We start from the raw sequence: 13,745 nt of genomic DNA, 5'->3' as shown, positions 1-13,745 counted from the left end.
CGAGCGGGCTCAGTTCGATTGTGCGGGATCGGGGGCTCCCGCCATTCTCGTCATGATCTCGCCCAGGGTGACCGGACGCCAATCCCAACAGTCGACGCCGACGTCGAGGCTCCTCCGGGTGGCCGGGATGCCGCCGTGGGAATGGCCGTAGACATGAAGGTCGCCGTGAAAGGCATTCGGCCACGTCACGTGCGCGTAATGGCTGGCCCACAGGGCGACCCGCTTGGGCATGTCTGGGTCTTGGATGAAGATCCTTTGGACGTCTACGATGGGTCCGGCCCAGGTCAGACGTTCCCCCAATTCATCGTGGTTGCCTCGAACCAGATGGATGCGTCCGTTCAGGCGCGCCTGGATGGATGCGGCGTAGTCCAGGCCGCACTTGTAGGCGAAGTCGCCAAGGTGCCAGACGATGTCGTCCGGTCGGACAGCCTTGTTCCAGGCGGCAACCATGGCCTCGTCATGCGCTTCGATGGTCTCGAATGGTCGTGGTCGTGGCATGCGAGGACTGAGCATGCTGCGATGGCCAAAATGGGTGTCGGCACAGAGAAGTGTTCTGGGCATAATAGCCTCCAAGCTGGCGGAGGCCTTCTCGCTGTACGCGGCGCTCCGATATTAGGGGGTCGAGTGGAAGTCCCTGGCTTTCATGGGATGAGCGCTCCGTTACGGCGTCTGTGATCGCATTGTCGGCTCGTGTCCGACAAGAGTCGCTACGATGGGATCCACACCCGAACAGGATGTTCGAACGGCGGTTATCATCCGTCGCATCGTGGACGCGGGCATCTAGCCATGCGTCGCAGTAAGACTGCCCTGCAAGGGTGGATCAGTCCGAGTGTTGATCCCAGCCTGGGCCACTGGAAGCTTAATCCTTTGGAGTAGCGCGGCGCTTGAAACGGTAGCCCGGGCGAACGAGCTCGAAGTAGTTTTCCTCGTCAGACCGACCCTTCATCTTTTTGCGCAATGTTTTAACGTCCAATTCTTCCTTGTGCAGGGCCGCTCCACGAATGGTCGCATCCCTAATCAGCGGCAGGATCTCACGTGCGGTCATTGACCCGTCCGGGGGAAGTATCGAGTGAACTTCCGCCATTACTTGGTCCCAGTAGCGCAGGGCCCGCACCCGGACTAGATATTCCTCGGAGCTTTCAAGGCGCGCAACAAGATCAATTATTTCGTTTTTTGCTGCTTCCAATAGCGCCTTTGTCGACGCTGTCTCAGTCTGGGAAATTTCAATCATCCCAAGCAATGTCTCACGCTCTTCAGCTTCGGCGCGGCGGATCTCATTAATGCTTTCGCGCTCGCGCAGTAAATCACGCAGTGCCCCTTCTTGCGCGGCTTTCCAAGCGTCTGTCGCGAAGGTGTCCAACCGGTCCCTCAACAGCTTGGGGAGGTCATCTAATTCAGGGCTTGATTTGTAGCCGCGCTCGTCCCGCCAAGCATCAAGGTATCTTAACATCACCTTAGGTGATGATTTATTTCCTTTCGGAAGCCGCGCATTAACCGTACGATACGTAGGGGTGAGGCCCTCCGAAAGCATTTGGTCCGCGACCTGAAACGCCTCTTCCTGTGTCGCCATTTCGCCCCCCCCGATTAGACGGGGCATCCTGCCCTACCATGCTTAACGGACCCCATACGGCTGGTAGCGGTAGCAGATTGCGCAATCTGCTACCGCTACCAAGCAACGTTGAATGGCATTTTTGACGTGACGCCCGGGCGGTTTCCGGATGACAACCCATGCCGCTCCGACCGAAACCAAGGAACGAACTGATGTCCAAGGCGAGAAATCTGATGGCGCGGATACTCAACGCGGATGATCACGGAGCCGATCTGTTGCCAGTCATCCGGTTCGAGGGCCGGATCAAGGGGACCGAACTCCAAAGGCTCGACGAGGGCAAATGGGTGAAGGGTCGGTTCGACCGAAGCATCCGTATTGACCTGGCAACCCACCTTCTGCGCGGAGATGTCCACGGCCACGTCTACGGTCGAAACGGCGATGAACTCGTGGTGGTCAACATCGATGGCTCGGCTAGCCACGGAAAGAAGGGTCGCCTGCACCCTGACGACGCCGAGGCTCTGCGGAAACATGGCTTCCGTATCCCCGTCGACCGCATTGTCGAATGGTGGGAGGCAGGTGAAGAGGATCGTGCGCTCTTCCAGATCCAATAGGGATGGGACGCCATCCGTATCCGTACCAATGGGACGCGAACCCCGTAACGGGCCCTCTCGCCGACGACCACGGCATCAATGCCTGGGGGAACCGGGCACTTGCCTGAAATCGCCGGACACGGCCCGCGGGGAGTGATGCCGGGCGTGCGCTCGTCGTTCTAAAAGCCGGTGCCAGGTCTGTCGCTACCCGCGAAATGACGCCCCGGGATGCGGATCGCACCTCCCCACCTCCGCAACCTCAAGACGAATCGTCATTGAGCGCTAAAAAAGTCAAAAAGGCCCCAGGGGTTTTTCGTCGACCCCGGCGATATGCCTAGAATGGGGGGGCGAACGCACCCCGGAAGCACGGCGGGGGGACATGACCGAAGGCTTGCATCATCCACCTCATGTCGCCCGGGCACTGGACCGGTTCGACGGACTCGTTGGCATGGACGACATCCTGGCATCGGTCGGCTGCTCGAACCGAGCATCGCCCTCCTACCTGCCCATGGAGGTACTCGTCAGGCTCCTGCGACGGGGACAGATCGACCCGCAACCCAAACTTGAGCGTGCGGTTCTGGCATCCCTCGTCAGACGGATCGACCAGTGGGTGAAGCAAAACTACTCCGGTCTCGCGCAGGACCTCCGCCCGGACATGTCCCAGGAGTTGCTCACCCAGCTCGTGAGGGAGATCGCGAGGCGCACCACCATCGACTGGTGGGAGATCAACATCCACGTCAAATTGGAACGAGCCGCCGCCGACTTCTACCACGACCTCTTCGTTCTGCCGCCCGGGACGACGACCCTGGATATCGCCGGCAATGAGGATGTCCATAACGACGAAGGCGTCACGGCCGCCGAGATCCTCGCGAACGTGCAGGACCTTGGCCTCGACGGCCGCCTGGCCGAGATCCTGACGCCGGCGGAGATGCAGGTCGTCTACCCGCTGTTCCTGTCTCCGGTCCCCCTCTGCAGCAAGAAGGGGTCGGTCGATCTCGTCCGCACCCTCCGCAAGAAGGAGGGAACGCTCCGGGAAATGAAGACCAGGATCAAGGAAAAGCTCACAGCCGCACTGACGGAGCGACCGCTATGATCAACGCAACCGGAACCACGACCCCGCACGACGCCGCCGATGCCGTCTTCGAGACCGGCACCCGCCGGGAGGATGTCGGTGCCGCCCTGGCCCGTCTGGACGAGTCCGGCAAGGCCGCCTTCTTGGAGCGGCTTTCCATTCGGGCGGCCCTCGCCGGCATGCAGACGCACGACGCCGGCGATGCGCCCGCCGAAGACGCTCTGCTCAACCGCATCGACGAAGTCTATCAATCCGAGAAGGCCCTTCACGCGGCCAAGCAGCGTCGGGACCTTTCGCAGCCGGAAACCTGGGTCGCCGCCGAGGCTGCCTTCGGAAGCGACATGGGCTTCATCATCAAGCTTTGCGGGCGACACATCTCCAATCCCACGGCCCAATTCCTGCGCTACGTCTCCGATGCGCTCGGGGTCGCCCTTGGACAGGTACGGCAGCATTTCGCCGCCGACGGCATCCCCGGCGTCGCCGGTGCCGAGTTCAAGGCGTCCGGCAAGCCGGGCACGGGCCGTAAAGAGGATTTCGGCGATGCCGTGAGGGCCGCCGACGTTCCCGACGACCTGCGTGCGCGCTGGCTGGCCGAGTGAGGCGGAGATGGACGCCTTCGCCCTCGCACGTCTCCAAGCCAGGCGCAGGCGCGCCGAACTGCCGAACGGCATCGTATCGGCGTACGCGGCCGTCGAGCATGCCTTCGTTTCCGCGGGCTTCCGAATTCGCACGGAGAGCCCCGACGGGGTGCTGCTCGACGGCTGCGATGCCAAGCTCCATCGCAAGTTCTCGACCGTCTTCGTCCGGAACGACGTCACGAGGCAGGAACAGGCCCTGCACCTCGCCCACGAGCTCGGACACTTCGACCTTCATAAGCCGCACGAGACGTGCGAACTCGACAAGACCGACCTGCGACCCGCCGGGTCGCGTGCGCTCGCCCGCGTCGAGGCGTACGGACCCCGCGAGCGGCGGGAACTCCAGGCCAACGTCTACGGGCGGGAATACCTCCTGCCCCGGGCGCTCGCGCGGCAACTCTTCCTCGATGACGGCTTGCCGGCGACGGAGATCTCCAAGCGCCTCGGCCTGCCCCTGCCGACCGTTCGCTTGCAGCTGCTCGACGCGCTCCTTCAGCGCGACGTCGCGCCCGCCGTCGAGAAGGCCGCCAGGAAGCCTCAGGAACTCGACCCCAGCCAGGTGAAGGCGGTCGAACACGAAGGGCGTGCCCTGCTCGTGGAGGCCGGCCCTGGATCGGGCAAGACCAAGACGCTGGTGGCGCGCATCGGCAGGATGATCGAACGGGTCCCGCCGTCACAGATCCTGGCGCTGACCTTCTCGAACAAGGCCGCTGCCGAACTCTCCTCACGCGTCTCGGAAGCGCAGCGCGACGATGCGGTCGAGGTCTGGACCGGCACCTTCCACGCCTTCGGACTGGAGGTCATGCGCCGCTATTACCAGCACTTCGGCGGTAGCCCCAGGATCAGGCTAATCGCGCCGTCCCAGGCGGTCGAGATGCTTGAGGAGCGCTTGCCGCTCCTGGGCCTCGACCACTTCCACGACCTGCGCAACCCGGGCGGCAAGCTCAAGGAACTTCTCAAGCCCATCGGACGGGCAAAGGACGAGCTTCTAGGCCCTGTTGAGTTTCGGGCACTGGCGGACGCTGGACTGGCGCATGCCAGGGCGACCTACGAGGCGCTTCGCAAAAAGACGAAAGCCGCTCTCAAGCCCATCGAGATCGCAGAAAAGACCCTGGAGGCGGCTTCGGTCTATGACGCGTACGACGCCATGCTTCGCCAGAAGGGCCTCTTCGACTTTTCCGATCTGGTGATGCTTCCAACGTTGCTCATGAGGCGCGATCCTGGCGTGCTGCAGGATCTCCGCGCCACCCACCGCGAGATCCTCGTCGACGAATACCAGGACGTGAACCGCGCCAGCGCCGAGATGCTCAAGCTGCTTCACGGGCCCGAAAATCGTATCTGGGTCGTCGGGGATTCCAGGCAGAGCATCTATCGTTTTCGGGGCGCATCACCGCTGAACATGGAACGCTTCGAGGCCGACTTCGACAAGGGCGAGCGGACTTCCCTCGACTTCAACTACCGCTCCACGAAGCACGTGACCGGCCTTTGCCGGGCATTCGCGAAGGCGACCGACGACGCCCGCGACGCCGGGGCCCCCGGACTGCCATACGTCGCGGAGGCGGTGAGGACCGATCCCGGCACCGAGACCAAGCTTTTCGTCGGCCTCGACGACGACTGCGAGGCCGACCTGGTCGAACGAGAGATCCGGGCCCTACGCGACGAGGTCCGCGTCCCCTATGGCCGTCAGACGGTGCTGGCGCGCACGAACACCCGCCTCGATACGCTCGCGGACCGGTTGTCGAAGCATGGAATCCCCGTCTTCCACCTGGGCAGCTTCTTCGAGCGGGACGAGGTCCGGGATCTCCTGGCCGTCCTCGCGATCGTCGCCGAGACCAACGGCGCCGCGCTCTCCCGGGTCGCGGCGTTCCGTGGCATAGACGTCGACGCCACGGACATTGCTGTCGCCGTCGAGCACGCCCGTCGCCAGAACACGGCACTCGCCGAAATCCTGCCCGACGCGGCCGGCATCGAGGGGCTGTCGGCCGCTGCCGCCTCCGCCCTCGCTCGACTTGGCCGGCAACTGCACGGCCTCACTCCGCGGACGCCGGCTTTCGAGGTTGTAGCCACCTGGCTCCTCGACAGGGGCGACTACCTGCGCCACCTCGCGTCCGAGGACGGCATCGGCGGCGACATGAAGCGGTCCGCCCTGCGCCAACTGGTCGAGTTCCTCGATCAGGTCGAACCGGACGACACCCCCCTGACTGCCAAGGACGCCCTGCGCCGTGTCCGGACCGTCATGCTGCTTGCCGACGACCGAGACCTGCGCGAGCCCGACCTGGGGCCGGACGTCGATGCCGTCAGGCTCATGACTGTCCACGCGGCCAAGGGCCTGCAGTTCGAGGCGGTGCACCTCGTCGGTCTGCACGACGGCGGCTTCCCCAAATCGGCCAAGGCCGACCAGTGCCAGGTCCCGCCGGGGATCGGCGACGGCCGTGACCCGGTCGTTGCGCAAGCCGAGGAGGAGAGATGCGGCTTCTTCGTCGCCATCTCGCGGGCAGAGGATCACCTGCGCCTCTATCACACCCTCCAGGCCGAGAAGGAGGGACGCCACCAATCCCCGTTCATCGCGGACCTCGGCGGCTTCGACGAGGTCACCCTGGACGCGCCCACGGCTACCTTCGCTCGTACGAACACCGGCGTCGGCACGGCGGACGTGGAGTACCTGACATTCCACGACATCAGGGATTACGAGACGTGTCCCCTGAGGCTGGCCTACCGCCATCAACTTTCGATCCGCAGCCGGCGGCACGAGAGCCCGTACCTCATGACCGGCGGTACCATCTACGAGATGATCGACCGGGTCCCCGAGTTCCTGACCGCCCCGGACCTGGATGAGGCGGTGGAAGCCGCCTTCGCCGAGGTTTGGGCCACCCGCGGACCTGCGTCCGACCACCCGCTCGTCGACGAGTACGAGCGCGTCGGACGGAAGGATCTTGTCTCGCTGCTCGGGCTTATCCGCGATCACGCCGGTTCGGGGAGCAGGCTCGTCAAGATACCGCTCCGCAACGGGTACGTCCTTGCGCCGGCGCCGATCTTCTCGACCGCGGCGGGCAAGCCGAAGACGGCGCGACTGGTGGTGACGGGTAAGCGGGACACCAAGAACGCACGGACCCTTCCGGCACGCCTGTTCCTCGCGGCGGCCCGCCTTCAGGAGGGGCAGGCCGCCCAGGCCGAGGTCGCCCACCTGACCTGCGGCGGCACAGCAGCCATCACGAGGACCGAGCCGGAGATCGGGGAGGATGTCGAGAGGGCCGCGGCGATCCTGGACGCCGTGCGTGCAGGAAACCTCGCACCCACGCCGAGCCTGCACACCTGCATGCGCTGCGGACACTTCGTCTCCTGCCCTGCGACAGGGGCCAAGCGCCCGGCGTGACGAAGAAAATCGACCGGACGGACCGCGGGGCGCCAGAGGTTTTTTCGGCGCAGGAGGGATGAACTCCATGAACGGCCAGCACGGTCGTGAACGGAGTGACCCATGACCCACGTCGACATCTTCATCCGCCGCGAGGGCGACCTCGATCCTACCCACCATCAGGTCCGGAGCGGGATCACCGTCACCGAACTTCATATCGACCTCCACGGCGGCGATGCCGTTGGCCTCTTCCTGTTCGAGGAGGACGCCGACGAGCCGCTCGACCCGCATCACGTGATCGAGCATCACGGCCACGGGCCGCGCTTCCTCCATCACAGCAAGTGCCGCCACGTCCACGTCGAGGTCCGCTACGCTGGCCGCCCCGTCGAGAGGTCGTTCGGACCGGGCTCCACGCTGACCCGCATCAAGGATTGGGCGGAGCACGCCTTCGAGCTCGACGCTTGCGACGCCGCGGAACTGTCGCTCCAGATCGCCGGGACCGTCGAGCGTCCGGACGGATCGACCCATGTCGGTTCCCTCGCCAAGTGCCCGGACTGCAGGGTGGTCTTCGACCTGCTGCCCACCACGCGCGTCAACGGCTGACCGCGATGACCCCGGACCGCGCACAGCTTGAGCGCGACCTTGCCGCGGTCCCCTTCCTGGAGGGGACCGCGCGCGGGCGCTGGCACCTGATCACCATCTCGTGGCCGCACGCCTACTTCGGCGTCAAAGCGAAGGACGGGCGGGAATTCTTCCTCCGCCTGGATTGCATGGGCTATCCGGCCCAACCGCCGACGGGCGGCCTCTGGGACATGGCCACCGGCGCCGTCCTCGGTCCTCAGGGATGGCCCAGGGGCGACGCCGTCTTCATGGCGACCTTCCGGCAGGACTGGCACGGCGGAGCCGCCATGTACTTTCCCCTCGACCGGATCTCGCGCCAGGGACATTCCGACTGGATCAGCGCCCACCCCCACCTCGCCTGGAAACCGGCGGCCGGGATCACCCAGTACCTCGCCGAGGTCCACCGTCACCTCAACTCGCGAGGCTACCATGGCATCGCGTGACCCCCAGGTCCTCGTACTGCCCTACCGGATCTGGTGGAGGCTCTTCCGCGAGCTTCGCCGCCGTGGCGGGGACGTGCGGGAAAGCGGCGCCTTCCTCCTCGGACGGCGCAGCGGTCGTTCCGCGACGGTGACGGCCTTGCCCTTCTACGACGACATCGACCCCGGGGCTCTTTCGACCGGGATCGTACGGCTCTCCGGGCACGCCATGAACGGGGTGTGGGAGACCTGCTCCGAACAGGGCCTGGCGGTGCTGGCCGACATCCACACGCATCCCGGCGGAGCCGGCCAGAGCACGTCCGACCGCGAGCACCCCATGGTCTCGATGCGCGGGCACCTCGCGCTGATCGCCCCGAACTTCGCCCGAAGCCCCTTCGACCTCGCCGGGGTCGGCGTCTATCGCTACGCCGGGTCCAAGCGCTGGGACGATCTCCTCCCGCCACGCCTCGGGTTGCGCGGCGTCAAAATCCGAGGCGCACGATGACCCACGATTCCATGGACGCGATCCGCGACTCGCTGAACCGCATGGCGAAACTGGACCTCGACAACGGTACGGCGCCGGATATCGAGACCGCAGTCGCGAGACTGCACGGTCACCGGATCGATGTTGTCGTCGGTCCGGACTTGGCCTTCAGTCCTCCCCATCAGGCCGCGTTGCTGACCGTGGTGAACATCGCCCGCCGGTTCGCCCTGGGCGGTGTCACAGTCGTTGGAAACCTCGACGTTCCGTCGCTCGTTATGGGCGACGGCAACACGATCCTCAGCCATGAGGTCGAGGCACAGGGTGGGCGCATCGGCGATGCAGATCCGGAATCGGTATGCATCGTCATCGGAGACATCACGACGTCCCACATCCGCGGAACGGCGGTGACATTCGAGGGATGGCGTGGCGGCGTCGTTCCCCTCGACGGGAGGCGCCTGACGGAAAGGACGAAGACCATGCCGGCCGCAGTGCTCGCCGGCGCCCTGGCCGCAGCCGAGGCGTTCGCGATGCTGCGCGGCGAGGTCGAAGGGGGGCGTCGCGCCATCGGTTTCTCTCTCTGGCGCCCGGACCGCGATTGCGACTGGCTGTGCTCCGATATCGACGGGCCAGACCCGGTGGCCCTTCCCGACCACCTCTGGGTTCTCGGTCTCGGCCATCTCGGGCAGGCCTTCCTTTGGGCGCTGATGCTGTGCCCCTATGCCGACAGGTCCGGCGTGAGGCTGATCCTGCAGGACACGGACGTCGTCACCCCGTCGACCGACAGCACCTCGCTGCTCACCCAGCCGGCAATGGTCGGCAGTCTCAAGACGCGCGCCGTCGCCGAGGTCCTCGAACGACATGGCTTCCGGACGTCACTTGTGGAACGCCCTTTCGACGACGGTTTCCGACGCCGGGCCTCGGATGACCCCGCCGTCCTGATCTGCGGCGTCGACAACGCGCTGGCCCGTTCGCAACTTGAAGCCCCCGGCTTCCCGATGGTCGTCGAGGCCGGTATCGGCGACCGGGCCCAGGACTTCCGTGCCCTGCGGCTGCACACCTTCCCGTCCGGAAGGACGGCCGCCGACCTTTGGGTTCCGGGCAGGCCACGGGAACGGGCGTCGCTCGTCCAGCCAGGCTACGTACGCCTGTCCGAAACGGGCGGGGATATCTGTGGTCTGACCCGTCTTGCGGAAACGGCGGTCGGCGCGCCGTTCGTCGGCACCGTGGCCGGATGCCTGATGCTGAGCCAGGTCATGCGCTTGCTGTGCGGGGATGCCGTCGATGCCACCGTAGATCTCGACCTCCGGTCGATGCGGTCGCGACGCGCCATTCGCAACAAGGTCCTTGGAGCGTTCAATCCAGGCTTCCAAGCAGCGTAGGTCCATGGCGGTGACAATGCCCCTTCGACGGCATCGATCAGCCCGTCGAGGGGGAAAGGTGTCCGTCCCATAGACGGTGCGGGCGTCCGTGTAGGCGGCGGCGTCGCAAGGCCCCTGGCCGCACCATCCACTGGATCCACAGCCACTGCTTGTGAAGGCTGCGCCAACTGTTATCATTCGGCTTGCCAAGCTAGTCGAAGCTCATTAGCTCCTGGTCGGACCCGAGATGCTCGGGTTCGACCATATGCTCATCTTGAGGATCACCTCGATGAGCCAGCCAGAGGAGACTGTCACATGTTCAACGACTGCCTCCTCATAGCCGTGACGTGCGTGCCCTCCATGGGCAGCCACCCGCTTTCCTTCTCCGTCGACGAGGCCTGACCGGCGCACCTGCGCCCGCTCGCCTCCGTCCCGAGGCGACCGTCATGACCGATCCTTCGACAAGACCCATCCAGCCTTACCCCTCGTTCGAGGACCCGCCCCCGCGCGCGGCCTGCATCGACGCCCTGCTCGGCAGGGTGGTCCGACGGCTATTCGAAGTCGGCGCACGCCACGAGGATGGCCTCGCCGGCGCCCTGCAGGCCGTCCTCGCGACGCTGGATCACCGCATGATTGCGGCCGGCAAGCCGTCGCGCTGACGACCGGGAAAACCATCCCCACCACGACGGACCCAATCCGGAGACTCCCGATGAAACCGCGAAAACCATCCCGCGCACCCCTTCCCGACACCCCCCACGAGGCCTGACCGGCGCGCTCGATTGAGCCCGGCTGCCTCGCGACGGAGGCAGAGCCATGACGACATTCCCAAAGCCCCCCACCAAGTCCGCCACCAAGGCCACCGCCACCAAGGGCAAGCCCGCCCCGAAGGCGAAGGCGGGCCTCATGGCGAGGCTTGCCCCAAAGACGCTGAAGCCCTCGGCCGAGAGCCTCGACGATTTCCTCAACGCTCACAACGACACCCGGGCGCCCATCGACCAGATGGAGGCCGAGATCCGCTCCTCCCGCTTCACCCTGGCCAAGCACGCCCTGGACGAGGCGATGACGACCAGCCAGCACGTCAGGATGCTGCGCTTCGGCGGGGCCGGCGTGATCATCGAGGTCCCGTCGCCCGACTGGATCCCCGCAGTGCGGATGGCGGCCGAGAAGCTGATTTCCTGGCATCACATTTTCTGTCGAGGCGGCTCGTCAAAGTCGTCCGAAAATCCGAGCGTGGGCAACATGGAAGTCGCCGATTTCCTCGGCAACGGGGGGCGCGTCCTCGGGGTTTCCCAGTCACCGGGGCAGTACCTGCCCTCGGCGCTGATCGCAGCCGCGGACGTGCGCATCAGGATCGGCACGCCGTCCAACGACGTGATCCGCAAGACGATCCTGACCCTGACCGGTCACAAGGCCAGGCGCATGCCGCCCGACATCGCGCGCGGGCTCGCGTTTGACGTGATCGCCGCCTCCATCCGCAAGGGGACGCTGGCCTCAAGCTGCGTCCGGCGCCTCGTGGCCGCCTCCAGGGCCAACGCCGCCATCGATCCGAACCTCGCGGACGTGCCGGTGCTGTCCGAGATCCACGGATACGGGGCAGCAGGAGAGTACGCCCAGAGGCTCGCCTACGAATTTTCGGAATGGAAGGCCGGTCGAACCGACTGGAGCTCCCTCGAAAGATCAGTCCTGCTCGCAGGTGAACCCGGAACGGGCAAGACCACGCTTGTAAGAAGCATCGCCAAGACACTCGAAATCCCGCTAATCAGCACATCCGTTGCGCTGTGGTTCTCGCAGACAAATGGATACTTGAACGAGGTCATCAAGGAGATCAATAGGGTCTTCACGATGGCGGCACAAATGGCACCAGTTTTGATCTTTGTAGATGAGATGGATGGAATTCCGTCTAGAGCTTCGCTGGGATCACGCAATAGAGACTATTGGGTTCCTTTGATCAATCATTGTCTCACGACGTTCGAGAACGCGATCTCTGGGAATACCGATAAGATCATCCTGATCGGGGCCAGCAATTATCCTGACCTGATCGACCCGGCCCTGCTACGACCTGGCCGGCTCGGACGCGTCATCACCGTCGAGAAGCCCGATGTCGACGGCCTGGCCGGCATCATCAGGCAGCATCTGGGGCCGGACGTCCTCGACGGGGCCGACCTGTCGGTGCCGGCAAGCATTGGCGTGGGCGCCACCGGGGCCGAGGCCACCACCTGGGTCGCGGGAGCCCGACGCAGGGCTCGGGACGCCGGCCGTCCGATGCGGCTCGACGACCTCGTCCGCGAGATCGCACCGCCCGACCCGAGGTCACCCGAGGAGGCGCTTTCCTGCGCCCGCCACGAATGCGGGCACGGCCTTGCCGTGACCCTGCTCGGTCCTGGCGCAGTCGTCAGCCTCAGCAATGTCATGTCCCACGGGCTTGGGGGCCTCACCAGGACGTCCATGCCCCGGGCCACGATCCTGACGAAGACGTCCATCGAGGCCTACGTCACCACCGTCCTTGCCGGAAGGGCCACGGACGAGGAGTTCGGCGAGGCTAACAGTGGCTCTGGCGGCGCCTACGCCAGCGACCTCGGCCTAGCTACCAGCATGCTCGCCTCCATGCATTTGAGCATGGGCCTTGGAGGATCACTCCTGCACCGAGCCTCGGATGCGGAGGCCAGGGAATGCCTTCGCCACGACCCCGAAATGCGCCGTCGCGTCGAGTCTGACCTGAATGTTTTGTACCTTCGCGCCAAGGAGTTCGTCCACGAAAACAGGGACCTGATCGACGCCTTGGCCCAAAGGCTGGTGGTCGCTCGCATCATGTCGGGCGACCAGATGCGCGCCGTGATCGCGAAGTACCGGCCGGCGCCGTCCCCCATCGTAACCCTCGGAGGCCATCATGGGTGAGGTCGATCACACCGAGCTCGTGGCGGAGATCCTCCGCAGGCTTCTTCGGACCCGTCTAATTCTCGACGATGACGAGTTCGACCATCTCGCCGGAGAGATCATGATCTCGATGGGTGTCGCGGCGATGCGCAAGGCCGAGGGCCAGGCCCGGCGGAGGCAGGCCGTCCCCCGGCCGGATCACTCCGGAAAGGTGATCAACTTCCCTTTCCAGAACCGGCAGATCCTCAACGAGACAGCAGCCAAAACGCCATGACGTTCACGCACAGGCGGAAGTAATACCCCAAGGACAGATTCAAGGATTGGCTATCTAATCCTTGAAAAACGCAAACGGGATCAATGGCTTAGTGATTTGGGGGGGTGACTCCCCGGCCAAACCGCGCAATACTCCATCGTCGATCCTGCCGGCCACGCCCATCGCATGCCGGTTCGGATCGACGATCCTGGCCCTGCCGGCCCGGAGATGATGGAGAGGCCGATAGACGAGATCGGGCGCCAAGGGGAGAACCCCGAGGCGCCCGCTAATCCGTCGATGGTCCGCTGCGCCCGGAAAAGCCTGCGGACCATCGATGCCACCCGCCTCACGGCGGACAACCGCGGCCCTTCGCGAGGAGGGCCGCCAAAACCTGCCGCGAGGCAGGCCGACGCAACCCGCCGCGAAGGCGGATTACCGCAACCCGCTGCGAGGCGGGCCACGCGACGATCGTACATAGATCGCGACCGGCGGCAACCCCGCACGGCTCGATGTCGCTCGGCCTGCCCGCGCCCCACCA

At 65.2% G+C, this 13,745-nt stretch carries 13 protein-coding genes; 11 read left to right on the top strand and 2 right to left on the bottom strand.

Annotated elements, in window-relative coordinates:
- Positions 1–9: 9 nt before the first annotated feature.
- Both OXS49_RS02390 and OXS49_RS02385 read right to left on the bottom strand, forming a co-directional pair.
- Complete coding sequence (locus tag OXS49_RS02390) at positions 10–561, bottom strand: metallophosphoesterase (protein ID WP_267421442.1); 552 nt, start codon at positions 559–561, stop codon at positions 10–12.
- 298 nt (positions 562–859) lie between these two features.
- Positions 860–1,570, bottom strand: a complete 711-nt coding sequence (locus tag OXS49_RS02385; protein ID WP_267421439.1) for a DNA-binding protein — start codon at positions 1,568–1,570, stop codon at positions 860–862.
- A gap of 191 nt (positions 1,571–1,761) precedes the next feature.
- Here OXS49_RS02385 and OXS49_RS02380 point away from each other — a divergent pair, with 191 nt between their 5' ends.
- From OXS49_RS02380 to OXS49_RS02330, 11 genes are all read left to right on the top strand, one after another.
- Entirely contained in the window at positions 1,762–2,160 is a 399-nt protein-coding gene (locus OXS49_RS02380; RefSeq protein WP_267421437.1) for a hypothetical protein, read from the top strand.
- Positions 2,161–2,587: 427 nt separating this feature from the next.
- A complete protein-coding gene (locus tag OXS49_RS02375) occupies positions 2,588–3,232 on the top strand; it encodes a hypothetical protein (RefSeq protein ID WP_267421435.1) in 645 nt (214 codons plus the stop codon).
- Positions 3,229–3,810: a hypothetical protein gene (locus tag OXS49_RS02370; RefSeq protein WP_267421433.1), complete on the top strand. Its 582-nt coding sequence runs from the start codon at positions 3,229–3,231 to the stop codon at positions 3,808–3,810. Before OXS49_RS02375 ends, OXS49_RS02370 begins: the two co-directional genes overlap by 4 nt.
- Positions 3,811–3,817: 7 nt before the next feature.
- Positions 3,818–7,219, top strand: a complete 3,402-nt coding sequence (locus tag OXS49_RS02365) for a UvrD-helicase domain-containing protein (RefSeq protein ID WP_267421432.1) — start codon at positions 3,818–3,820, stop codon at positions 7,217–7,219.
- 102 nt (positions 7,220–7,321) lie between these two features.
- Positions 7,322–7,801, top strand: a complete 480-nt coding sequence (locus OXS49_RS02360; protein ID WP_267421431.1) for a hypothetical protein — start codon at positions 7,322–7,324, stop codon at positions 7,799–7,801.
- A gap of 5 nt (positions 7,802–7,806) precedes the next feature.
- Positions 7,807–8,262, top strand: a complete 456-nt coding sequence (locus OXS49_RS02355; RefSeq protein WP_267421430.1) for a hypothetical protein — start codon at positions 7,807–7,809, stop codon at positions 8,260–8,262.
- The gene (locus tag OXS49_RS02350) at positions 8,249–8,743 is read left to right on the top strand and encodes a hypothetical protein (protein WP_267421429.1); all 495 of its coding nucleotides are present in this window, start codon (positions 8,249–8,251) and stop codon (positions 8,741–8,743) included. Before OXS49_RS02355 ends, OXS49_RS02350 begins: the two co-directional genes overlap by 14 nt.
- Positions 8,740–10,101 carry a hypothetical protein gene (locus tag OXS49_RS02345; protein ID WP_267421428.1) on the top strand — a complete coding sequence of 454 codons (1,362 nt, stop codon included), beginning with the start codon at positions 8,740–8,742 and terminating at the stop codon, positions 10,099–10,101. The genes OXS49_RS02350 and OXS49_RS02345 overlap by 4 nt, the downstream gene beginning before the upstream one ends.
- 425 nt (positions 10,102–10,526) lie before the next feature.
- Positions 10,527–10,739: a hypothetical protein gene (locus tag OXS49_RS02340; RefSeq protein WP_267421427.1), complete on the top strand. Its 213-nt coding sequence runs from the start codon at positions 10,527–10,529 to the stop codon at positions 10,737–10,739.
- A gap of 244 nt (positions 10,740–10,983) precedes the next feature.
- The gene (locus OXS49_RS02335) at positions 10,984–12,975 is read left to right on the top strand and encodes an AAA family ATPase (protein ID WP_267421426.1); all 1,992 of its coding nucleotides are present in this window, start codon (positions 10,984–10,986) and stop codon (positions 12,973–12,975) included.
- The gene (locus OXS49_RS02330) at positions 12,968–13,228 is read left to right on the top strand and encodes a hypothetical protein (RefSeq protein ID WP_267421424.1); all 261 of its coding nucleotides are present in this window, start codon (positions 12,968–12,970) and stop codon (positions 13,226–13,228) included. Before OXS49_RS02335 ends, OXS49_RS02330 begins: the two co-directional genes overlap by 8 nt.
- Positions 13,229–13,745: the final 517 nt, after the last annotated feature.

Source organism: Methylobacterium sp. GC_Met_2 (assembly GCF_026540795.1).
In the GTDB taxonomy this organism is placed as follows: domain Bacteria; phylum Pseudomonadota; class Alphaproteobacteria; order Rhizobiales; family Beijerinckiaceae; genus Methylobacterium.
This window is presented reverse-complemented; position numbering and strand designations above follow the sequence as displayed.

Coding starts and splice junctions, on each gene's coding strand:
- OXS49_RS02390 (WP_267421442.1), bottom strand. CDS start 561: ATGCCCAGAACACTTCTCTGTGCCGACACCCATTTTGGCCATCGCAGC.
- OXS49_RS02385 (WP_267421439.1), bottom strand. CDS start 1,570: ATGGCGACACAGGAAGAGGCGTTTCAGGTCGCGGACCAAATGCTTTCG.
- OXS49_RS02380 (WP_267421437.1), top strand. CDS start 1,762: ATGTCCAAGGCGAGAAATCTGATGGCGCGGATACTCAACGCGGATGAT.
- OXS49_RS02375 (WP_267421435.1), top strand. CDS start 2,588: ATGGACGACATCCTGGCATCGGTCGGCTGCTCGAACCGAGCATCGCCC.
- OXS49_RS02370 (WP_267421433.1), top strand. CDS start 3,229: ATGATCAACGCAACCGGAACCACGACCCCGCACGACGCCGCCGATGCC.
- OXS49_RS02365 (WP_267421432.1), top strand. CDS start 3,818: ATGGACGCCTTCGCCCTCGCACGTCTCCAAGCCAGGCGCAGGCGCGCC.
- OXS49_RS02360 (WP_267421431.1), top strand. CDS start 7,322: ATGACCCACGTCGACATCTTCATCCGCCGCGAGGGCGACCTCGATCCT.
- OXS49_RS02355 (WP_267421430.1), top strand. CDS start 7,807: ATGACCCCGGACCGCGCACAGCTTGAGCGCGACCTTGCCGCGGTCCCC.
- OXS49_RS02350 (WP_267421429.1), top strand. CDS start 8,249: ATGGCATCGCGTGACCCCCAGGTCCTCGTACTGCCCTACCGGATCTGG.
- OXS49_RS02345 (WP_267421428.1), top strand. CDS start 8,740: ATGACCCACGATTCCATGGACGCGATCCGCGACTCGCTGAACCGCATG.
- OXS49_RS02340 (WP_267421427.1), top strand. CDS start 10,527: ATGACCGATCCTTCGACAAGACCCATCCAGCCTTACCCCTCGTTCGAG.
- OXS49_RS02335 (WP_267421426.1), top strand. CDS start 10,984: ATGGCGAGGCTTGCCCCAAAGACGCTGAAGCCCTCGGCCGAGAGCCTC.
- OXS49_RS02330 (WP_267421424.1), top strand. CDS start 12,968: ATGGGTGAGGTCGATCACACCGAGCTCGTGGCGGAGATCCTCCGCAGG.